Origin of the sequence: Terrisporobacter petrolearius, assembly GCF_020748185.1 — a bacterium.
Lineage (GTDB): Bacteria > Bacillota > Clostridia > Peptostreptococcales > Peptostreptococcaceae > Terrisporobacter > Terrisporobacter petrolearius.
Window position 1 is genome coordinate 1 of record NZ_JAHZMO010000031.1, and the last position, 23,216, is coordinate 23,216.

Consider the following 23,216-nt stretch of genomic DNA (forward strand, 5'->3'; position numbering starts at 1 on the left):
TCTCTTCTTTAGAAAATAGTTTTTTGTTCATAATTACTCAACTCCTTAATGAATATTTTACACAAAAATAAACCCTATACAAGTAAACACTTTTTCTAGTATCCACTTTATAGGGTCCATTTTATTAACTATATAGTTTGTTTTTTTCCAAAATATTTGATCAAATATATTACAATCGGTATAAATATAACTACTAGACTTATTAATAATGTTGAGTACATCACTGGTGTTCCCAGAATATTATAAGTACTAGAATTTACAAACATACTCTCTATTTTAATAGCTTCTGCTAAGTTCATTTCCCTAAATACCCTTCCTACTGAATCCATTGGAATAAAATTTCCGAAAAATGCTGGAATATAGTACAAACCTAAACTTAATAATAGAGATATCATATTATTTTTTACTAATAATGACATCAGCATAGTTACTAAAGAATATAATATTGCTCCTATAAAACTGATTCCTAATCCTGTTATATAAAAATCAATAACTCTCATATCGAAAGGTGTATTTGTATAGTATTTAAATAACTCTAAAGGTGCATCCCACCCTCTAAACTCATATAGTAAGGCTCCAATCATATGTACAACATTGATTATAATAAATATTGTTGCTGTAAATATTAAACCAGTTATCATCTTAGATAAAACCATTTTATTCTTTCCATATTTGCAACTTAACATTATTTGTGCACTATTGCTTTGATATTCATCACTAAATATCGCTGCTAATCCTACTGCTATTAGTGTTGTTATTAATGTTGCTATTGTTCTAAAATCTGCAGTTTTTAACCAGCCATGAGAAAAGTGAAATCTTGACTCTTCTACATTTTTCACTTTTTCATATATAAAATTAAGATTATTATATTCATATGTATCTGTTTTATTTTCATTTTTTAATTTATTTATTTCATCTTTCATTTCATCTATTGTATAGTATTTGTTATTTACCATATATATGGGATATGGTGATATCATTGTGTCGTATAAATAATTCATATAAACAATTTCCTTTTTAGTAAGTTTTTCTCCCCTACTTTTCTTTTCTTTTAAATCATTTATAGTACTCTCTGCCTTAATCACACTTTCTTGTGTAATAGCCTTTCCTTCGTACTCTTTCATAACGCTATATACATCATCTATACGATCTACCCCTTGGTATTTAACATATACACTTTCAGCAACTACATTAAAAATACCCAATAAAATAGTTAATAGCAAAATTATGCGTACTGACTTTTTAGAAAATATTTTATATAACTCAAACTTTATCAAATCTAACATTTCAAAATCCCCCTATATACTAACACTTTCATTAAAATAATATAAAAATACATCTTCTAAATTTGGCTCTTCTTCTATGTATTTAAATTTATTTATATTAGGTTTCTTATCTCCAACTACTCTTACGTTAATTCCACTATTATTTCTTATCATACTAGATATTTTAAACTTATTTTCTACCTCATCTAAATCACATTCATTAACACTTAGTGTATATACCTTCCCTCTGACAGTGTCTAAAATCTCCTCTAATGAAGATTTTTCAACTAATTTGCCATCTTTCATAACAAGTACTTCGTTTGCTATAAACTCTATATCGGAAACTATATGTGTTGATAGTATTACTATTTTTCCTTTAGACAATTGTGATATTAAGTTTTTAAATCTTATCCTTTCATTTGGATCAAGACCTGCTGTAGGCTCATCTAATATAAGTATTTTAGGATCATTTAAAAGAGCTTGTGCAATTCCTAATCTTTGCTTCATACCTCCTGAAAACTTTCCTATTCTTCTTTTTCTATCTTGTTCTAAGTTAACAAATTTTAAAAGTTCATCAATTTTACTTTTTTCAATATTTTTATCTACACCTTTTAATGCTGCTACATAATATAAAAATTTTTCTGCTGTAAAATTTTTATAAAACCCTATATTTTGAGGAACATAGCCAATTAAATCTCTATACTCAGCACCTAACTTGCTTTTACTTTCTCCATTTACTAAAATATCTCCACTACTGGCACTAGAAACGTCTGCAAGTATCCTCATAAGAGTCGTTTTTCCTGAACCATTAGGCCCAAGTAGACCATATATTCCGCTACTTAAAGTTACGCTAAATTTATCAACAGCTATCTTATCTTTAAATTCTTTGCTTATATTTTTTATAATAAGTTCCATAAAATCCCCCTAAAAATCAAATGTTCTAGTATCTATACTATTAATGCTTTTCTTATAAAAGAATTTCATTGATACTAATGTAAATATTACTGATATACCCAAAATCATAAATGTATTTATATGAGTTATATCTGCTATTGTTTCATACACTCTAATGCTCATTGCACCTAAAATCCATATTGATATACATAAGGCAATACTATTTATACCTCTGTAGAATGAAGTAACAATTAAAGATACTGATCCTACTAAGAATATCGGAATTAGCCATATGCTAATCATTTTTAGTAAATTTATTTGTGAGTAAACATTATTTAAAATAAGACTCATCATGATGCTTATTAATACAGAAACTACATTTATAATTATTAACCTTGAGAATACAATTTCTCTTAAAGAGTATTTGTAACTAAGTTCCAACTCCCACACATTTTCTTCTCTTCCTTTTATTATTTCAAAAATTCCAATCAAGATTGGTATAGGTGCAATTATACTTGCACTTAAATATATACTTAAATTTAATCTTATTGTAGTTATAGTTCCTAAAAGAATTAGTAATAAGGATGCTATAAAATATACTTTACTGATTAAGCTAAACTGAAATTTTACTAAATTTATATTTTCTTTTATTCTATCTAAAAGATACTCCTGTACTTTAACATGTTGCACTTCTTCTTTTGGCATGTGCGATTTTAATACATCAATTGTTGAATCTATTTTTTCTTCATCAACCTTACTTACTACATAGCTATCCAGAAAATCTTCTATATCCGTTAAATCCGCTTCCAATAATTCTTCAAATTGTTCATCTTCTATATTTTCACATCTTAGGTTGTAAGTGTTTAGATTTTTCTTCACACATATCACCTCCAAGTAATTTTTTAAGGTTTTTGATTCCATTGTAAAGCCTTGACTTTATTGTGTTTTCATTGTCTCCTGTTATAGTGCTTATGTCTTTTATTTTTAAATCATTATAGTACTTTAATAAAATAGCTTCTCTCTGAAGTTTTGGTAAATTTTCAACAGCTTCCTTTATTTTTATTGCTTCTTCTTTTTTAGAAATTATATCAATCACATTGGATTTATCTTCTATTTGATGATTCTCTATATCACAATTTTCACTTCTTTGTTTATAAGTTTTGCTTTTAAAATAGTCTTTTGTTGTGTTTACTGCTATTTTTAATAACCAGTTTTTAAATTTACCACTCTCTAAATTATATTTATCTATGTTTTTCATCATTTTTATAAATACTTCTTGGGTTATGTCATAGGATGTATTGTAATCATTTGTGGTTCTGTATATATAGCTATGTACAAGGTCATAATATCTCTTAACTAGTATTTCCATAGCACTTTCATTGCCTTTTAATATTTCTTTTATTAATTTTTCATCTGTTTGAGCCAAATCATCATCCTCCTTTCACTTATATAACGAGTCGTATTTATAAAAAGTTTTGTTTTTTCTAAAATATATTTAAATTTCTATTTATTATTTTACTATAACAATATTAGGAAAAACGAAATATTAAACAAAAGAGGAGTTAACTATTATAGGCTAAATACGATTTGTACTTATTCTATAATGGTTAACTCCCTATTATTTAATCCTATTTAAAATAGTTTACTCCAGATTCAAATATCTTTTGATCCTTTTCGCCTATTATGTTTTTCATTACATGTTCACCAATTCTCTCAGAGTGACCCATCTTACCAAATATTCTACCGTCCATACTAGTTATACCTTCTACTGCAAAGTATGAACCGTTTGGATTGTATTCTATATCGTAAGTTGCTTCCCCGTTTAAGTCAACATATTGAGTTGCTATTTGACCGTTTTCAAGTAATTGCTTGAATACTTCTTCATTTGCAACAAACTTACCTTCTCCATGAGATACTGCTACGTTGTGTATATCTCCCACTTCTGTTCCTACTAGCCAAGGTGATTTGTTAGAAGATATTCTAGTTCTTACAACTTTAGCTTGGTGACGACCTATGTTGTTGTAAGTTAATGTAGGAGCATCTACTGAAGTTTCTCTTATTTCTCCATAAGGTACAAGACCTAACTTGATTAATGCTTGGAATCCATTGCATACACCTAACATTAAACCATCTTGCTTAGTTAAGAATTCATTTAAAGCTTCTGCTATTTTAGAATTTCTAAATACAGTTGCTATAAATTTACCAGAACCATCTGGCTCATCACCAGCACTGAATCCTCCTGGTAACATTATTATTTGAGAAGTTTTTATTTCATTTACTATAGTTTCTATAGACTCTTCTATATCTTTATAAGTTAAGTTTTTGAATACTTTTACACTAGCTTTAGCTCCTGCTCTTTCAAAAGCTCTTGCTGAGTCGTACTCGCAGTTTGTACCAGGGAATGCTGGTATAAATACTTTTGGAGTAGCTATTGAAGAAGCATATTTTGCTCTTTCACCAGTTGTTACAAAGCTTATAGTTTCTACTTTGTCTTTTATTTCTTTGGATTTTGTTGGGAATATTGGTTCTAAAGTACTTTCGAAAGTTTTGTATAATTCATTTAAAGATATTCTTTCATCTTTAACTAATATACTTGATCCTTCTAAAGTTTTTCCTACTATTCTGTAGTTATATCCATCTAATAAAGCTAAATCTTCTTCATTTATTTCTATTAACATGTTTCCATAAGCAGCGTTGAATATAGTGTAAGAACATATACCTTCATCTACTTTAAATCCTATTCTATTACCAAATGCCATTTTTGCTATTGCTTCCCCTAGTCCACCATAACCTAAAGCATAAGATGCTAAAGCTTTTTTATCTTGGATTAAAGTTCTTACTTTATCTAAGTTTCTTTTTAATTCATCAAAGTCTAGTACATCATTTTCTAATTTATTAGTTATTAACTCAACTACTGTTGAATTAGCTTTCTTAAACTCAGGAGATACTACATAATCAGCATCTACTGTATCAACTGCAAATGAAACTAACGTTGGAGGCACATCTATGTCTTTGAACGTACCAGACATACTGTCCTTTCCTCCTATTGCAGGTATTTCTAATTTATTTTGAACATAATATGCTCCAAGTAATGCAGCAAATGGTTTACCCCATCTAGTAACATCTTTTCCTAATTTTTCGAAGTACTCTTGTAAAGTAAGTCTAGTTGTTTTGTAGTCACCACCTATTGCAACTAATTTACAAACAGATTCTACTACTGCATATAAAGCACCGTGGAATGGACTCCACTTTCCTATTTTAGGATTATATCCAAATGTCATTATAGTTGAAGTTGTTGTTTCTCCACCAAGTACTGGTATTTTTGCAACCATACCTTGTGCTGGAGTTGCTTGATATTTTCCTCCAAAAGGCATTAATACAGTATTTCCACCTATTGTGTTGTCAAACTTTTCAACTAAACCTTTTTGTGAACATATATTTAAATCAGCTAAAGCTTCTTCGAATTTTTGTTTCATAGAGTTTGATTCACATGAAACATTACCTTTTGTAAAGAATGTTTCCTCTTCATTTACTTTATTAACATGAATATTAGTTGTTTGTTTTATTCCGTTTGTATCTAAGAATTCTCTCTTTAAATTAACTATTGTTTGGCCTTTCCAAGTTAATCTTAAATATCCTGTGTCAGTTACTGTTGCAACATGAGTTGCTTCTAAGTTTTCTTCTCCTGCTAGTGCTATGAACTTTTCTTTATTTGCTGGGTCTATTGCAACTGCCATTCTTTCTTGTGATTCAGATATGGCAAGTTCTGTTCCATCTAATCCATCGTATTTTTTAGGAACTAAGTCTAAGTTTATATCTAAACTGTCAGCTATTTCTCCTATTGCAACACTTACTCCACCTGCTCCAAAGTCGTTACATCTTTTTATCATCTGAGCAACTTCTTTATTTCTAAAGAATCTTTGGATTTTTCTTTCGTTAGGAGCATCACCTTTTTGAACTTCTGCTGAACAAGTTTTTATTGATTCTTCACTATGTTCTTTTGATGAGCCAGTAGCTCCTCCACATCCATCTCTTCCTGTTTTTCCACCAATAAGAACTATTATGTCTCCTGCAACTGGGCGAACTCTCACTACATTTTCTTTTGGCGCTGCAGCTATTACAGCTCCAACTTCCATTCTTTTTGCTACGAAATCTTCATCATATACTTCAGCAACTTGACCAGTAGTTAAACCTATTTGGTTACCATAAGAACAGTATCCATTAGCAGCTTCTGTAGTTATTTTCTTTTGCATTAATTTACCTGGTAATGTATCTTCTAAAGATGTTCTCGGGTCTGCACTACCTGTAACACGCATTGCTTGGTATACGTAACTTCTTCCTGAAAGTGGATCTCTTATAGCTCCACCTAAACAAGTAGCAGCTCCACCAAATGGTTCTATTTCAGTTGGATGGTTATGAGTTTCGTTTTTGAACATTACTAAGTATTTTTCAATTTTTCCATCCACATTAACATCAACATTTATAGAACAAGCATTTATTTCTTCACTTTCATCTAAGTCTTCTAGCTTTCCTTCTTTTCTTAATTGTTTCATAGCTATAGTTGCTATATCCATTAAGCAAACATCTTTGTCTCTATCAACGTAAACTGTACTTCTAGATTGTAAATACATATCATAAGCTTCTTTTATTATTCCATTGTATTTACCATCTTCTATTTTAACGTCTTCTATTTTAGTCATAAATGTAGTGTGTCTACAGTGATCTGACCAATAAGTATCAAGAACTTTTATTTCTGTTATAGTAGGATTTCTTCTTTCTTCATTTTTGAAGTAGTTTTGAACATGTTGTAAGTCAGCTAAAGTCATAGCTAACCCTTGATTATTTAAGAAGTTTTCTAGTTCTTCACTTGAATAATCTGCAAAACCATCCAAGATTTCCACAGCTATTGGTACTTCTACTTCCATTTCTAAAGTATTTGGTACCTTTAAATCAGCTTCTCTACTATCTACTGGATTTATGCAGTATGATTTTATTCTTGCGAAATCTTCATCACTGATATTTCCACTTAATATATACATTTTAGCTGTACTTATGTTAGGTCTTTTACCATCGTTAACTATTTGTATACATTGAGCTGCCCAATCTCCTCTTTGGTCGTATTGGCCTGGCAAGTATTCTATAGCAAATACTCTATCATTTTCATTTATATTTTTTATATTATCATAAGAAACTATGTCTAAGTTAGTTTCTGAGAATATAGTTTTGGCTGCATTTTCAAAAACTTCTTCATTTAAATCTTCCACATCATATCTATTTAAAACTCTTATATTTTCTATTGTGTTTATGTGTAAACTCTCTATTAAATCCTTTTTTAAACTTTGAGCTTCTAAGTCAAATCCTGGTCTTTTTTCAACTAAAACTCTTCTTACAGTCCTTTGTAAATCCATAGTGTTCATTAACATTCCTCCAAATTCGAAAATTTATTTCCATATATCTTTTCTATAATGCATTCCTTCAAAGTTTATTTTTTTAATATTTTCATAAACTTTATCAGATGCTTCTTTAAGGGAACTTCCTTTTGCAGTTATTCCTATTACCCTTCCACCGTTTGTTACTATGTTTTCTTTATCAAACTTAGTTCCACTGTGGAATACAACTATATCTGAATCTAAATTTTCAAGCCCTGTTATTACTTTGCCTTTTTCATAAGCTTCAGGATATCCTCCTGAAGTAAGCATTACACATATTGCTTGTTCCTTTGAGTAACTTATTTCTATATTTTTAATATTGTTATCTATGATTGCTGTCATTATTTTATTTAAATCAGTATTTAGTCTAAATAATACTGACTGAGTTTCTGGATCTCCAAATCTTACATTATATTCTAAAACTTTAGGCCCTTCTTCAGTTATCATGAGACCGACAAATAAAATACCTTTGTAATCTAAGTTATCTTTTTTAAATCCCTCTAAAGTTTTATCTAGGATTTTTTCTTGTATTTCCTGTGCTAATTCATCTGTATATATTTCACTTGGAGAGAATGTTCCCATTCCACCTGTATTTAAACCAGTTTCCCCTTCAAATACTTTCTTGTGGTCTTTTGCACTTACCATAGGAACTATAGAATTGTTGTCTACAAAAGCAAGTATGGAAGTTTCCACTCCAGTCAAAAATTCTTCTATGACTATTTTATCTCCAGCATGACCAAACTTGTGGTCAGCCATCATTTCTTTTAACGTTGATACAGCATCTTCTCTATTTTCTGGAATAACAACACCTTTACCAGCTGCCAATCCATCTGCTTTTATAACTACTGGATATCCAAATTCATCTATTTCAGCTATTGCTTTATTTAAATCTGTATATTCTTTATATTTTGCAGTAGGAAGGTTGTGTCTTATCATAAAATCTTTAGAGAAAGCCTTACTTCCCTCCAACTGAGCGCAGTTTTTATTTGGTCCAAATACTTTTAAATTTTCTTTCTCAAACTCATCTACGATGCCTGCAACAAGAGGTACTTCTGGTCCTACTATAGTTAAATCTATTTTATTTTCTTTAGCAAATTGTAGTAAAGCTTCTATATCACAATCTCCAATATTTACACACTGAGCTACATTAGATATTCCCGCATTACCTGGTGCGCAGTATATTTTTTCCACATTAGATTCATTACTTAACTTCCAGCAAATAGCGTGTTCTCTTCCACCACCACCAACAACTAAAATTTTCATAATTTATACCCCCTAGTGTTTGAAGTGTCTTATTCCTGTAAACACCATTGTCATCTCAAATTTATTACAAGCTTCTATAGAATCTTGATCTTTCATCGATCCTCCCGGTTGAACTATTGCTTTTATTCCTACTTCATTTGCAAGAGTTACACAGTCATCAAATGGGAAGAATGCATCTGAAGCAAGTACTGCGCCTTCAAAGTTTTTATCTTGGTTATTTTCTATTGCATTTTTTAGTGACCATATTCTTGATGTTTGACCACATCCTAAAGCTAAAGTTTCTCCGTCTTTTACTATAGCTATGGCATTTGATTTCATATTTTTAACTACTTTCATTCCAAATTCCATGTCAGATAATTGCTCTTTAGTTGGTTCAACAGCTGTCACTGTTTCATATTTTGATGCTAAAGTAGTATTTTTATCTTGAATTAATAATTTTCCATCTAAGTATTTCATATCATAAGGTTGTAAGCTATCTTCTAACTTAGCTAATTTTAAAACTCTTAAGTTTTTCTTTTTTCTTAAGATTTCTAATGCTTCTTCTGTAAAATCGTAAGCTACAACTATTTCTAAGAATATTTCATTTAGTTTCTTGGCAGTTTGTGCATCTATAGTCGATGTTATTCCTAGAATTCCTCCAAATATAGAAACTTTATCTGCTTCGTAACATTTTGTATAAGCTTCGTAAGCATCTTTTCCAAGACCTACACCACATGGGTTAGTATGTTTAATTGCTACTGAAACTACTTCTTCACTATCCTTAAATTCTCTCATTAATTCTAAACAACCATGTAAATCATTTATATTATTGAAAGATAATTCTTTTCCGTTTAATTGTTCAAAGTTTAATATTGGGTTTTTAGCATTAGGTTGGCTATATAAAACACCATTTTGATGTGGATTTTCCCCATATCTTAATGTTTGTTCTTTTTGTAAAGTTAAGTTTAATATTTCTGGATATTCATCTTTAACTTCTCCTGCAAAATAACTTGATATAAGAGCATCATATCTACCTGTTGTAGAGAATGCTTTATAAGCTAATTTTTTTCTATCTTCTAAAGTTAAAGAATCATTTTTTAATTTTTCTATTATCATAGAGTAGTCATTTATATCTACTATTACTGCTACGTCTTTGTAATTTTTAGCAGCAGAGCGTATCATAGATGGTCCACCTATATCTATGTTTTCTATTATTTCTTCATGAGATTTTCCTGCTTTTAGAGTTCCTTCAAAATCATATAAATTTACAACTACTAAATCTATTGGATTTATGTTGTGTTCATTTACAGTTGCCACATGATTTTCGTTATCTCTTTTATATAAAATTCCACCATGTATATATGGATTTAAAGTTTTTACTCTTCCATCTAATATTTCTGGGAATTTAGTTACTTCATCTATTTGTATAGCTTTTACACCATTTTCTTTTAACATTTTAAAAGTATTTCCTGTAGATATTACTTCATATCCTAATTTATTTAACTCAGTACAAAATTCTACTACCCCAGTTTTATCTGTTACACTTACTAATGCTCTCTTAATCATTTATATAAACCCTCCTACCTTGAACAGTTAGTTTATTTTCACAAAACATTGCTATACTTTTCGTAAGTATTTCATGTTCTACGTCTAGTACTCTTGCTGCTAGTTTCTTTGCATCATCATCTTGTTTTACTTCTACTGTTTTTTGCATGATTATTGGACCTGTATCTGCTCCTTCATCAACAAAATGAACTGTTGCTCCAGTAACTTTTGCCCCATAATCAATTACACCTTGATGAACTTTCTCTCCATAATACCCCTTACCACAAAAAGCTGGGATTAATGACGGATGAATATTTATTATTCTATTTTTATACTCATTTACCAATTTGGGACTGATTATTTTTAAATAACCAGCCAAAACTACTAATTCTACTTTATTTTCTTTTAATATCTGAATTATTTTGTCTTCTTCATTTTCAAAAACAGCTTTTATATTATGATTTTTAGCTCTTTGAAGTCCGAAGGCTTCTGATTTGTTAGAGATAACTACCTTTACTTCGCCATTTATAGTTTTATTTTCACAATTATCTATAACAGCTTGTAAATTAGTTCCCCCACCTGAAATTAAAATACCTATTTCTACCATAGCTTGACACCTTCATGATCATCTACAACTTCACCTATTATATAAGCTTTGTCCTTCATTAACTCAGTGTATTTTTCCTCTATTTCAACTTCATTTTGTAAATTATTATTATTGATGTAATTAACAACATCCTGCGCTTCATTTTTATCAACTACCAAGACTAAACCTATACCCATGTTAAAAGATTTATGAAGTTCTCTTTTATCAACCATATCAAGCTTTTCTACCATTTCGAATATAGGTGGCTTTTCCCAAGAATCAGTTTTTATATTTAATCCTAATCCTTCTGGTATAACCCTAGTTATATTTTCTATTACTCCACCACCGGTGATGTGAGCTATAGCTTTTATATTTTGTTTTTCAATTAAATCTAAAACTAATTTGACATATATTTTTGTTGGAGTTAAAAGGGCTTCACCCAAAGTCATTCCTAACTCTTCTTTATAATCATTTAAGTCCCATTTTAAAGTATCTAAAAATATCTTTCTTATAAATGAGAATCCGTTACTGTGTACTCCACTGGATGATATTCCTATTAACACATCACCTTTTTTAACATCTTTTCCACATACTATTTTTTCTTTGTCTGCTATACCAACAGCAAATCCTGCTAAATCATATTCATCTTCAGTGTACATTCCTGGCATTTCAGCAGTTTCTCCACCTATTAATGCACATCCTGACATTTTACATCCATTAGCAACACCTTCAACTATTTTGTCTATATGTTCAGGAACTAACTTTCCTATTGCTATATAGTCTAAGAATAATAATGGCTTAGCACCTTGGCAAATTAAGTCATTAACACTCATAGCAACTAAGTCTATACCTACTGTGTCATGTTTATCCATCATTTGAGCTAGTTTAAGCTTTGTTCCAACACCGTCTGTTGCAGCAAGTAAAACTGGTTCTTTCATAGTTAAGAAGTCTTTTAAACTATATAATCCACTGAAATTTCCTAAGTCACCTATCACGTTCTTATCATAAGTTCCTTTAATTTTATTTTTTATTAAGCTTACAGCTCTATTTCCTTCATCTATGTTTACACCTGATTGTTCATAAGTTAGCATGATGTTGCTTCCCCCTTGTCTATTTTCTTAACTGGATAATCTCCATCAAAACAAGCTTTGCAGAAATTAAATGGTTCATCAACTGCATCTAGCATTCCTTCTATATCTAAAAATTTTAAAGAGTCACATCCTATATGCTCTATCATTTCTTCCACAGTTTTATTTGATGCTATCAGTTTAGATCTGTTTGGTGTATCTATTCCGTAATAGCAAGAATATTTAACTGGAGGTGATGTTATTCTCAAATGTATTTCTTTTGCTCCAGCTTCTCTAAGTGATTTTACTAATAATCTAGATGTTGTTCCTCTAACTATAGAGTCATCTACTAAAACTATTGATTTTCCTTTTATAACCCTTGATAAAGGGTTAAGTTTTATTTTAACACCTAGTTCTCTTTCTTCTTGAGTAGGTTTTATAAATGTTCTTCCTACGTATCTATTTTTTACTAAGGCTTCAGCGACTGGTATTTTACTAGCATTTGCATATCCTATTGCGCCTGGCCACCCTGAGTCTGGAACTGGAACTACCATGTCTGCATTTATTATGTCATCTTGTGCTAGTATTTCTCCTGACTTAACTCTAAATTCATAAGCATTTACATTATCTATAGTTGCATCATTTCTAGCAAAGTAAATATGTTCAAATATACAACTTTTTTTCATTGATTTATAATTTTCACTGAAATTATACGATTTTAATTCTCCGTCCTTTATTACTACTATCTCCCCTGGCTCCACGTCTCTGATTACTTCCCCACCTAATATATCTATGGCACAGTTTTCTGATGCAAAAATATATTGGTCGTCTTTTTTACCTAAAATTAAAGGTCTAAATCCAAATGGATCTCTAACTCCTATTAATTCTTCATCGCTCATAATTACAAGTGAATATGCTCCTTTTATATAGTCCATTGTAAGTTTTAAACTTTCTACTATATTCCCCTTATAATACCTAGCAAGAATATAAAGGATTACTTCTGTATCAGAATTACTTGTAAACATATATCCATCTTCTTCAAGCATATCTTTTAATGTTTGAGCGTTTACTAAGTTTCCATTATGTGCTAATGCAAGTCTTCTTTTTCTTACACTCCCTACTAAGGGCTGGCAATTAGCAAAAGCACTACCACCTGCTGTTGAGTATCTAACATGAGCTATACCCATATTACCTTGTAATTGTTCTAATTTTTTAGGTGTAAAAACATCACCTACAAGTCCCATATCTTTGTAATAGTTTATTTCTTTTCCATCGGATACTGCCATTCCACAACTTTCTTGCCCTCTATGTTGTATAGAATATAACGAATAATATAACTGCTTTGATATGTTTTTATCTTTAGAGTAAATCCCTACAACTCCGCACATATGAAATCCTCCTAAATTATTTATTTAACCTTGCTAAAACTTCTTCATAACCCTGAACTAAGTCTCCAAGATCTCTTCTAAATCTGTCTTTGTCTAATTTTTCATTAGTATTTACATCCCAAAGTCTGCAAGTATCAGGAGAAATTTCATCTGCTAATATTACTTTCCCATTTACATCTTTTCCGAACTCAAGTTTGAAATCTACTAATTTTAAATCCATTTTTAAGAAGAATTTTTTCATTATTTCATTTATTTTTAAAGTTTGAGTTCTTAAGAAATCTATCTCTTCTCTAGTTGCTAATTTTAATGCAACTGCATGATCATCATTTAGTAGTGGATCTCCAAAGTCATCGTTTTTGTATGACATTTCGAATATAGGTGTATCTAATACTATTCCTTCTTCTACTCCATATCTTTTACAAAATGAACCTGCTGTAATATTTCTTACTATTACTTCTAGCGGTAATATTTCCACTTTTTTAACTAACATCTCTCTATCAGATAAGCACTTTATGAAATGTGATTCTATTCCTTCTTTTGCTAACTCTTCAAACATTATTGTTGAAATTTTATTATTTAATATTCCTTTTGAAGCTATTTCTGCTTTTTTCTCTCCATTAAATGCTGTAGCATCATCTTTGTAGTAAACTACAAACTCATTTTCATTTTCTGTAGTAAATATTCGTTTTGCTTTTCCTTCATATAATAACATGTTAATTACCCCCTTAAATTTTCATCATCATTTAAAACTTTTTCTGCCATTTCTTTTCTATATAATTTTAAATCCTCTTTTAACTTGGGATATTTTATACTCATTATTTGCATTGCCATTAACACTGCGTTTAAGCCAGAGTCAATTGTAACAGTGGCTACTGGTATTCCACTTGGCATTTGTACCATTGATAAAAGTGAATCTAATCCATCCATTGTAGAAGATTTTATTGGTAATCCTACTACTGGAATTAATGTATTTGCCGCGATTACTCCTGGTAAATGTGCTGCTTTTCCTGCTGCTGCGATTATTACACCAACTTCATTGTCTATTCCTTGTATAAACTCTTCTAACTCCCTAGGTGTTCTATGAGCCGATAAAACACGAACAATAACTTCAACATTATACTTTTCCAAGAATTTTATTCCTTCTTCTAATTTAGGGTAATCCGATTTAGATCCCATAACTACCGCTACTTTCATCATACTCCTCCTTAATTATCAATTGTGAACACTTTTCACAATCCATTATTATATACGAACTATTATATGTTAATAGTATAATAATATTAATATTTTATCAATAGGATTTCATATTTTTATTAATATTTTTTTATAAACATATGTTGTATGTCGAATTATTAAGTTATTTTTGTAATAATTGTACATAAATTCTTCACTTTTATAGCCATAATTTGCACATATGCTATAATAATTAAAGATATATTCACAATAAATAGGAGGTTTCTTAAATATGATAAATATAGACAATTGTAATATAATTTTTTCAAATAAATTAATAAAAGAATATTCTAGTTTAAATCATAGATTCAAATCATTAGATGACATTTATATAAATGCCAAAGTCGCACTTTATGAAAACTCTCATAAAGAAAACGTTCTTTTTCAAAAGAACATTTCTAGAAATATTCTAATGACATTTTTTGTTTCGTATAAAGCTTTAATAAATAACACGTTAAAATTTTATTTGATGGGTATGAAAATGGAAATATTCAGCGAGTTTATAGAAAGCAACGAAATTTGCCAACTGCTGGATAATATGTCTGATGAAGAGTTCGACAAAAAATATAACGAATTATTTAATACAGTTTTTATAGAATTTAATTTAAGTGCATTTAATAAAGGACATATAAATTTAAGATTTTCTGAACTTTTGACTAGCTTATATGAAGATATAGATAATATTGCAGAGGACTATGAAATTGAAGATATGCTTAAATTTATAAATCTATTAGAAGAAGATTTGGAAACTGAAGATGAATTTATAGAGTTGAATAAATTGAGAAATCACTTAAATAACGTAAAAAATAAGCCTAGAATATTATTCTAGGCTTATTTCTACGATATTAGATTTTTATCCTATAAGCACAAATTTTATAATGAACAAGATTGATAAAATTATCATAGATAAATTTACTTCATCTTTTCTATTTGTAGCTAATTTTAATAATGTATAAGATAATATACCAAATATTATCCCGTCTCCAATACTATTTGTAAGTGGCATAAATGAGAAAGTTATAAATGCTGGTATTGCATTTGTAAAATCTGAAAAATCAATTTTGTTAAGGGATCCTGCCATCATTACACCAACTATTATTAATACAGCCGAAGTTGCTTGTGTCGGTATTGCAACAAATAAAGGAGAAAATAACAGAGATAAAATGAATAACAATCCTGTTGTTATAGCAGTCAAACCAGTTCTTCCACCTTCTCCTATTCCTGATGCACTTTCTATAAATGAAGTTACCGTCGATGTTCCAAGCAAAGCTCCTGTAGTTGTTCCTATAGCATCAGCTAAAAGAGCCTCTCTAGCTTTTGGTATATTACCATTTTCATCTAAAAGATTTCCTTTTTCAGCAACACCTACTAAACATCCTACTGTATCAAATAAATCAACAAATAATAGTGTAAATACTATTACTACCATATTTAAACTAAATATTTCATCAGGATTTACTGAGAATGCTTGTAAGAATACTGGTTTTAAAGAAGGTATACTAAATGACATTATACCTTCTGGCAATCCTACTAATTTAAGCCCCATTCCTATAACAGATATTACTACTATAGAAATTAATAATGCACCTTTTTTGTTTTTAGCAACTAATACCCCTGTTACTAATAATCCGAATAATGTTAATATAACTAATGGATCGTGTAGATTTCCCAAACTCCCATCAACTATTATACTTGCATTCTTTAACCCTATATAAGCTATAAATAAACCAACACCTGCTGTTACAGCGTACTTTAAGTTTGTTGGTATGCATTCAATTATTTTTTCTCTTAAGTTTGTTACTGTAAGCAAAATAAATATAAGTCCTTCTATAAATACTGCCATAAGAGCAAATTGCCATGAATATCCCATTTGCAAAACTATGGTATTAGCAAAGAATACATTTAATCCCATCCCTGGCGCTAATGCTATTGGATAATTTGCTAAAAATCCCATAAAGAAAGTTGCTATTGCTGCTGATAAAGCTGTCGCAACAAATACCGCTCCTTGATCCATTCCTGTAGCCGAAAGTATAGATGGATTAACTACTAATATATATGCCATTGTCATAAATGTAGTTATTCCTGCCATTACTTCCGTTTTTGTATCTGTATTATTTTCTTCTAATTTAAAAACTTTCTGTAGTAAATTTTCTTTTTTTGATTTTGATGTCATTTCCATAATTATCATCACCCTATTTCATATATTATATTTTATTAATGTTCCATACATATCTTATTTTTAACTCAAAATAAGATTTATCGTTCGTGTTTTATAAGTACAATAATAGAATAACATCTCACATATTTACTGTCAATATACATTTTCGATTTTTGCGAACATTTTTTTATTTTTTATATTATTTTATAGTTTTTCACGGACCAAATACGAACCTTTAATCAAGTTGTGTGTGATTTTACACAAAAAAGAGAAAATTTAACACTTTCTCTTTATATCAACCTATGCTTTTGTCATACATACTAATTTTTTTAATTTTTTCTCATCTAGAACTCCTAAAACTACGCCATTAACACTTAAGCTTTTTACCGCTTGTATGTCTCTTTTCATTATTTCTGAACCTTCTTCACTATATACAAGTCCATTGGCATGGTGCCTTATCATTACATTTACAGGTATATCTACACTTTTTACTACACTTTATACAAGCCCATAACTTGGTGTCAATCCACTTTCAGTTAATGCACTCACAGGCTCTATTCTATCTGTCCCACACTCTTCTATAGATTTGGCATATTCCACTGTCATTCCTATTATTTCTAGCATTATCCACCTCTTAATAAAATATATTTTATTATAAAACATTTACTTTACATAAAAATAGAGATAAGAAGTTTTAACTTCTTATCTCTATTTTTTTAGTCTAGTTTATCAAGTTCTTCTTTTGAATTCGGAACTTTTATTTCTCCATTTTTAACTTTGTCTGCCATAGTATTTACATAGTCTAGCACATCTTGAGGTACTAAATTCTTTGTAGATTCAGGTATGCCAACACCATCTTCTTTCAATCCATATACTTTAGCTTCTCCACCAGTTAGTTTTCCATTTTTAAATGCTTTCACTGTATCATATACACCAACATTAACTTTTTTCAAAGCCGATGTTAAAACATTTTTTTGTGCTAAGTCACTTTGGTCTTTATCTACGCCAATTGCATATTTATTTTGTTCTTTAGCTGATTCTATAGCTCCTACACCTGTTCCTCCCGCTGCTGAAAGAATTATATCTACACCATTTGAATACATTTGGTTCGCTATAGATTTACCTTTTGCTGCATCTGCAAAAGTTCCAGCAAATTGAACTTTTACATCTGCATCATCATTAGCTTTTTCTACACCATATTCATACCCATATAAAAATCTATATATAATTGAATTTTCCATTCCGCCTATAAAACCTACTTTATTAGTTTTTGTCATTTTTCCCGCTATTAAACCTGCTAAAAAAGTAGCTTCATTTTCTTTAAATAATATAGGTGTTATATTTTTTGGTATTGTATCATAAGTTTCATCTATTATAGCAAAACTTAAATCCGGATAATTTTCTGCCTGAGTTTTAATATCTTCTACCATAGTGTTACCAACACCTATAATTAAATCCATCCCATCATCAGCTAAAGCTTCTATATTTCCAATATACTCAGAAGCTTGTTTTGATTCTATTACCTTTACTTCTACTCCTAATTCTTTCTGCGCTTTTTGTAATCCTTCCCATGCACTTTGGTTAAAAGATTCATCATTTATACCACCTACATCGGCAACCATTCCTACTTTTATAGCTTTAGTATCCTTTGTTTCTGTGTTATTTTTTTTACCTGTGCATCCTACTACACTTATTGAACCTATTAGCACCGCTGAAGTTAATGCCACAATTTTTTTATAATTCATATTATTCCTCCTGTCATCTTAATAATTCTGTATGTATCTATGTTTTATAAAGTTTCGGCATTCATAATATTATTATTTCAATAATTTCATAAATTAATTACAAAAACCAAAAAAATAAAAAAATGACAAACAACAATATGTTATTTGTCATTTCTATTTATATTATTCCCACTCAATTGTTCCTGGTGGTTTTGAAGTTATATCATAAACTACTCTGTTTGCTCCATCAACTTCATTTACTATTCTGTTTGATATTTTTTCTAAAACATCATATGGCATTTTGTACCAGTCAGAAGTCATTCCATCAGAAGATGTTACTGCTCTTAAACCTACTAAGTAAGCATAAGTTCTTTCATCTCCCATAACCCCTACAGTTTTTACATCTGGTAATGTAGCAAATGCTTGCCATATTTCTTTGTATAAACCTGCTTTTTTAAGTTCTTCCATATATATAGCATCAGCTTCTCTTAATATGTCACATCTTTCTTTTGTAACTTCACCGATAACTCTTATTCCAAGTCCTGGTCCTGGGAATGGATGTCTGAATATTAACCCTTCTTCTATTCCAAGTTCTAAACCTATTTTTCTAACTTCATCTTTGAATAATTCTCTTAATGGTTCTACTATTTGGAATTCTATATCTTCAGGTATTCCACCAACATTGTGATGAGATTTTATTGTAGCAGCTTCTCCATGTCCACTTTCTACAACGTCTGGATATATAGTTCCTTGTGCTAAGAAATCCATCTTCCCAAGTTTATTTGATTCTTCTTCAAATACTCTTATGAACTCTTCACCTATTATCTTTCTCTTAGATTCTGGTTCTGTTACACCTTTTAATTTACCTAAGAATCTATCTTCACAGTTAACTCTTATTAAGTTCATATCAAACTTATCTTTGAATATTCTTTCTACGTCATTACCTTCATTTTTTCTAAGTAATCCATGATCAACGAATACACAAGTTAAGTTATCCCCTATAGCCTTATGAACAAGTACTGCCGCAACTGATGAATCAACTCCACCACTTAAAGCACATAATACTTTTTTATCACCTATTGTTTCTTTTAACTCTTTTATTTTATCATTTATAAATGAATCTGTAGTCCAATCTCCACTTACTTCACAAACATTGTATAAGAAGTTTTTAAGTATTTTATCTCCTTCTAAACAATGTTCAACTTCTGGATGGAACTGTACTCCATAAAGATTTTTTTCTTTATTTTCTACCGCTGCAACAGGGCAATCTGATGTATAAGCTATTACTTCAAATCCTTCTGCTGCAGTATCAACTAAATCTGTATGACTCATCCAAACTGTATTAGTTGACATTCCTTCAAATAGTTTTGATTCTTTGTATGTTATAGCTGTTTTCCCATACTCTTTTTCAGATGTATTACCTTTTCTAACAACACCACCTAAAACATGTGACATTATTTGATGTCCGTAACATATACCAAGTATTGGAACTCCTATTTCAAATATTTCTTTTGATATTGTTGGAGAATCTGCTAAGTATGCGCTATTAGGTCCTCCTGTAAATATTATCCCTTTTGGATTTTTAGCTTTTATAGTTTCTATATCTGTAGTATATGGTATTATCTCGCAATATACGTTATTTTCTCTTACTCTTCTTGCTATTAACTGGTTATATTGACCTCCAAAGTCAACAACTAATACTAATTCATGTTTCATTACATTACATCTCCTTGTGTACTATAGTTTGGTGCTTCTTTTGTTATTGTTATATCGTGTGGATGACTTTCTTTTAGAGAAGCTGCTGTTATTTTTACAAATTGAGCTGTTTCTTGTAAGTCTTTTATTGTAGGTGCTCCGCAGTAACCCATTCCCGATCTTAAACCACCTATCATTTGATAAGCTATCTCTTCCGCTTTTCCTTTATAAGGAACCATTCCTTCTACACCTTCTGGAACTAATTTTTTAGCACCATCTTGGAAATATCTATCTTTTGATCCATCTTCCATAGCCGCTATAGAACCCATTCCTCTATATGCTTTGTATGATCTACCTCTGTAAAGAACTGTTTCTCCTGGACTCTCATCAGTTCCTGCAAATAAAGATCCCATCATACAAACATTTGCTCCAGCAGCTAAAGCTTTAACTACATCACCAGAATATTTAATACCACCGTCCGCTATTACTGGTACTCCATATTTTTTAGCAACTTCTGCACAGTCCATAACTGCTGTTACTTGTGGAACCCCTATACCAGCAACTACTCTTGTAGTACATATAGATCCTGGTCCCATACCTATTTTCACGCAGTCAGCTCCAGCTTTTATTAAGTCTTCACAACCTTGAGCTGTAGCAACATTTCCTGCTATTATTTGTAAATCTGGGTATACTGATTTTATTTTTTGTACAGCTTCTATAACACCTTTTGAGTGTCCATGTGCACTATCTAAAACTATAGCATCTACTTTTGCTTCATATAACGCTTTTACTCTATCTAATACATCTCCTGTTATACCAACTGCTGCACCACATAAAAGTCTCCCCTTTTTATCTTTTGCAGAGTTTGGATATTGGATTTTCTTTTCTATATCTTTTATTGTTATTAAACCTTTTAAATGATTCTCTTCGTCTACTATTGGTAATTTTTCAATTTTATGTTGTTTAAGAATTTGTTCAGCTTCTTCTAAAGTAACTCCTTCTCTAGCTGTTACTAGATTATCCTTAGTCATAGCATCTTCTATTTTTTTAGACATATCTTTTTCAAACTTAATATCTCTGTTTGTTATTATTCCAATAAGTTTTTTATCTTTGTCTATTATTGGAACCCCTGATATTCTAAATTTCCCCATTATACTGTCAGCATCTTGAATTGTATGGTCTTTTGTTAAGTAAAACGGATCCACAATTACTCCACTTTCGCTTCTCTTTACTCTATCTACTTCTGAAGCTTGCTCTTCAATAGACATATTTTTATGAATAATACCCATACCACCTTGTCTTGCCATAGATATTGCCATTTTTGACTCTGTAACAGTATCCATACCAGCACTCATTAAAGGTATATTTAATTGTATCGTCTTAGTCAAGTATGTCTGTGTATTTATCTCTTTTGGTAATATTTCAGATCTTTGAGGTATTAATAAAACATCATCAAAAGTTAATCCTTCTTTTATTATTGTAGCCATACTAGTCTCCTTTCAATTTAACCCACTTTATATTTGAACATTTAATTTTTTATAAAAAAAAACCTGTATAGTTTCCATCTTTTACTAAAAAGTGAAATCACTATACAGGTTTGAATATATGACTTAAAACTGCCTATTATTAAGCAGCTAATATATTCAAATATATATAATAATTTCACCCATAGTCAAGATTTTTACGGTTTCTCGGTAGAAACTCTCAGACCATATTTCTGAGTATATACGAGTGATTTTATTTTAAAAATTTTCGTTATTCGCCTTATGTTTGAATAATAATTTACCAAAATAATTCGCTTGTGTCAACAAATTTTTACGATTTTCTTCATTAGCTATTATATTTGTTACCATATAAGCTTATTTAATTAATATATTGGAATTAATTACTATAGTTATTTACATAAGAAATTATATTTTTACTTTATTTAATTTACTATTATAAAATAGTTACTTAACTTTCATATTAATAAAAACATATTTTTATGTTAGAACCTTTTATATAAAATTTATTCTCCCATATATATTTTACATATTTAAATAATACTAATAATTCTTATTTTAATTTGTTAATAGTAGATGCCAAATACCCTGCTCCAAATCCATTATCTATATTTACTACAGATATGCCTGAAGCACAACTATTTAACATAGCTAGAAGTGGAGCTAGTCCATCAAAATTTGCTCCATACCCCACTGATGTAGGCACCGCTATAACCGGTACGTCCACTAGACCTCCTACTACACTAGGAAGAGCACCTTCCATACCTGCTACTGCCACAATTACTCTAGCATTTTCAATCATATGCCTATTAGCTAATAATCTATGAATACCAGCTACTCCTACGTCATATAATCTTTCCACTTTATTTCCACAGAATACAGCTGTATAGTATGCTTCATCTGCCACAGGTATGTCAGATGTGCCTCCTGTAACAATCAAAATAGTTCCCTTACCTTGATCTTTTATTTCTTCATTTTTTATTCTTAATATTTTTGATAATTCATCATATTCTGCATTAGGATATAGTTTAATGATTTTATCATAAGTAGTCTTTTCACATCTTGTTCCAAGAATGTTACTACCTTTTTCATTCATTCTTTCTATAATTCCTAAAATATGATTATCACTTTTCCCCTTACAATATATTACTTCTGGATATCCATTTCTTATACTTCTATGATGGTCAATATGAGCATATCCTATATCCTCGAAGGGCAAATCTTTTAATTTCCCTAAAGCATCTTCTATTTCTATGTTGCTATTTTTAACATCATTTAATAATTTTTTTAAGTCCATAATTCCCCTCTTCTGCTCTTATTTTATTTATATATAATTATACCTTAATATTTTATTTAAAACACGACTATTTATTAATTAAGACTTTTTAAGTCTATAACTTACCAACAATATAAATCAAACGATGACTTTTTTTAAATGTAAAAAATAGTTATATTATCTTTACTGAAAAGTATATTTGTAATCAAAAA

19 protein-coding genes, 1 pseudogene and 1 riboswitch are annotated in these 23,216 nt (G+C 29.9%); of the genes and pseudogenes, 1 reads left to right on the forward strand and 19 read right to left on the reverse strand.

Features of this window, described 5'->3' with window-relative positions; translation table 11 throughout:
* Nucleotides 1–128 precede the first annotated feature (128 nt).
* From K0040_RS14685 to purE, 12 genes are all read right to left on the reverse strand, one after another.
* Nucleotides 129–1,286: an ABC transporter permease subunit gene (locus K0040_RS14685; RefSeq protein WP_228109518.1), complete on the reverse strand. Its 1,158-nt coding sequence runs from the start codon at nucleotides 1,284–1,286 to the stop codon at nucleotides 129–131.
* A 12-nt stretch (nucleotides 1,287–1,298) separates the two neighbouring features.
* The gene (locus K0040_RS14690) at nucleotides 1,299–2,180 is read right to left on the reverse strand and encodes an ABC transporter ATP-binding protein (RefSeq protein WP_228109519.1); all 882 of its coding nucleotides are present in this window, start codon (nucleotides 2,178–2,180) and stop codon (nucleotides 1,299–1,301) included.
* Nucleotides 2,181–2,189: 9 nt separating this feature from the next.
* On the reverse strand, nucleotides 2,190–3,038 hold the full coding sequence (locus K0040_RS14695) for a hypothetical protein (protein WP_228109520.1): 849 nt from the start codon (nucleotides 3,036–3,038) through the stop codon (nucleotides 2,190–2,192).
* Complete coding sequence (locus K0040_RS14700; protein ID WP_228109521.1) at nucleotides 3,001–3,585, reverse strand: RNA polymerase sigma factor; 585 nt, start codon at nucleotides 3,583–3,585, stop codon at nucleotides 3,001–3,003. The genes K0040_RS14695 and K0040_RS14700 overlap by 38 nt, the downstream gene beginning before the upstream one ends.
* A gap of 202 nt (nucleotides 3,586–3,787) precedes the next feature.
* On the reverse strand, nucleotides 3,788–7,576 hold the full coding sequence (locus K0040_RS14705; RefSeq protein ID WP_228109522.1) for a phosphoribosylformylglycinamidine synthase: 3,789 nt from the start codon (nucleotides 7,574–7,576) through the stop codon (nucleotides 3,788–3,790).
* Between the two features lie 24 nt (nucleotides 7,577–7,600).
* Nucleotides 7,601–8,851 (reverse strand): phosphoribosylamine--glycine ligase, encoded by a 1,251-nt coding sequence (gene purD, locus K0040_RS14710; protein ID WP_228109523.1) that lies wholly within the window; start codon nucleotides 8,849–8,851, stop codon nucleotides 7,601–7,603.
* A gap of 12 nt (nucleotides 8,852–8,863) precedes the next feature.
* The gene (gene purH, locus K0040_RS14715) at nucleotides 8,864–10,396 is read right to left on the reverse strand and encodes a bifunctional phosphoribosylaminoimidazolecarboxamide formyltransferase/IMP cyclohydrolase (RefSeq protein ID WP_228109524.1); all 1,533 of its coding nucleotides are present in this window, start codon (nucleotides 10,394–10,396) and stop codon (nucleotides 8,864–8,866) included.
* Nucleotides 10,389–10,982 carry a phosphoribosylglycinamide formyltransferase gene (gene purN / locus K0040_RS14720; protein WP_228109525.1) on the reverse strand — a complete coding sequence of 198 codons (594 nt, stop codon included), beginning with the start codon at nucleotides 10,980–10,982 and terminating at the stop codon, nucleotides 10,389–10,391. Before purN ends, purH begins: the two co-directional genes overlap by 8 nt.
* Nucleotides 10,976–12,052, reverse strand: coding sequence for a phosphoribosylformylglycinamidine cyclo-ligase (gene purM / locus K0040_RS14725; protein ID WP_228109526.1), 1,077 nt, complete (start codon nucleotides 12,050–12,052; stop codon nucleotides 10,976–10,978). Before purM ends, purN begins: the two co-directional genes overlap by 7 nt.
* Nucleotides 12,046–13,416 (reverse strand): amidophosphoribosyltransferase, encoded by a 1,371-nt coding sequence (gene purF, locus K0040_RS14730; RefSeq protein ID WP_228109527.1) that lies wholly within the window; start codon nucleotides 13,414–13,416, stop codon nucleotides 12,046–12,048. The genes purM and purF overlap by 7 nt, the downstream gene beginning before the upstream one ends.
* A 16-nt stretch (nucleotides 13,417–13,432) precedes the next feature.
* Complete coding sequence (gene purC, locus K0040_RS14735) at nucleotides 13,433–14,128, reverse strand: phosphoribosylaminoimidazolesuccinocarboxamide synthase (RefSeq protein ID WP_228109528.1); 696 nt, start codon at nucleotides 14,126–14,128, stop codon at nucleotides 13,433–13,435.
* Between the two features lie 5 nt (nucleotides 14,129–14,133).
* The gene (purE, locus tag K0040_RS14740; protein ID WP_228109529.1) at nucleotides 14,134–14,610 is read right to left on the reverse strand and encodes a 5-(carboxyamino)imidazole ribonucleotide mutase; all 477 of its coding nucleotides are present in this window, start codon (nucleotides 14,608–14,610) and stop codon (nucleotides 14,134–14,136) included.
* Nucleotides 14,611–14,881: 271 nt separating this feature from the next.
* On the opposite strand from purE, the gene K0040_RS14745 reads away from it, so the two are divergent.
* Entirely contained in the window at nucleotides 14,882–15,478 is a 597-nt protein-coding gene (locus K0040_RS14745; protein WP_228109530.1) for a hypothetical protein, read from the forward strand.
* A gap of 24 nt (nucleotides 15,479–15,502) precedes the next feature.
* Here K0040_RS14745 and K0040_RS14750 read toward each other — a convergent pair whose 3' ends face one another.
* From K0040_RS14750 to larB, 7 genes and pseudogenes are all read right to left on the reverse strand, one after another.
* Nucleotides 15,503–16,828, reverse strand: coding sequence for an NCS2 family permease (locus K0040_RS14750; protein ID WP_228109531.1), 1,326 nt, complete (start codon nucleotides 16,826–16,828; stop codon nucleotides 15,503–15,505).
* 279 nt (nucleotides 16,829–17,107) lie between these two features.
* A pseudogene (locus K0040_RS21980) lies at nucleotides 17,108–17,290 on the reverse strand (copper homeostasis protein CutC); the annotation flags it as partial.
* A 15-nt stretch (nucleotides 17,291–17,305) separates the two neighbouring features.
* Complete coding sequence (locus K0040_RS21985) at nucleotides 17,306–17,431, reverse strand: hypothetical protein (protein ID WP_416390171.1); 126 nt, start codon at nucleotides 17,429–17,431, stop codon at nucleotides 17,306–17,308.
* A 92-nt stretch (nucleotides 17,432–17,523) separates the two neighbouring features.
* Nucleotides 17,524–18,552 carry a BMP family lipoprotein gene (locus tag K0040_RS14760; protein ID WP_228109532.1) on the reverse strand — a complete coding sequence of 343 codons (1,029 nt, stop codon included), beginning with the start codon at nucleotides 18,550–18,552 and terminating at the stop codon, nucleotides 17,524–17,526.
* A 162-nt stretch (nucleotides 18,553–18,714) separates the two neighbouring features.
* Nucleotides 18,715–20,247, reverse strand: coding sequence for a glutamine-hydrolyzing GMP synthase (gene guaA, locus K0040_RS14765; RefSeq protein WP_228109533.1), 1,533 nt, complete (start codon nucleotides 20,245–20,247; stop codon nucleotides 18,715–18,717).
* The gene (guaB, locus tag K0040_RS14770; protein ID WP_228109534.1) at nucleotides 20,247–21,713 is read right to left on the reverse strand and encodes an IMP dehydrogenase; all 1,467 of its coding nucleotides are present in this window, start codon (nucleotides 21,711–21,713) and stop codon (nucleotides 20,247–20,249) included. Before guaB ends, guaA begins: the two co-directional genes overlap by 1 nt.
* A gap of 162 nt (nucleotides 21,714–21,875) precedes the next feature.
* Nucleotides 21,876–21,977, reverse strand: a riboswitch (purine riboswitch).
* A gap of 304 nt (nucleotides 21,978–22,281) precedes the next feature.
* Nucleotides 22,282–23,025: a nickel pincer cofactor biosynthesis protein LarB gene (larB, locus tag K0040_RS14775; protein ID WP_228109535.1), complete on the reverse strand. Its 744-nt coding sequence runs from the start codon at nucleotides 23,023–23,025 to the stop codon at nucleotides 22,282–22,284.
* Nucleotides 23,026–23,216 lie beyond the last annotated feature (191 nt).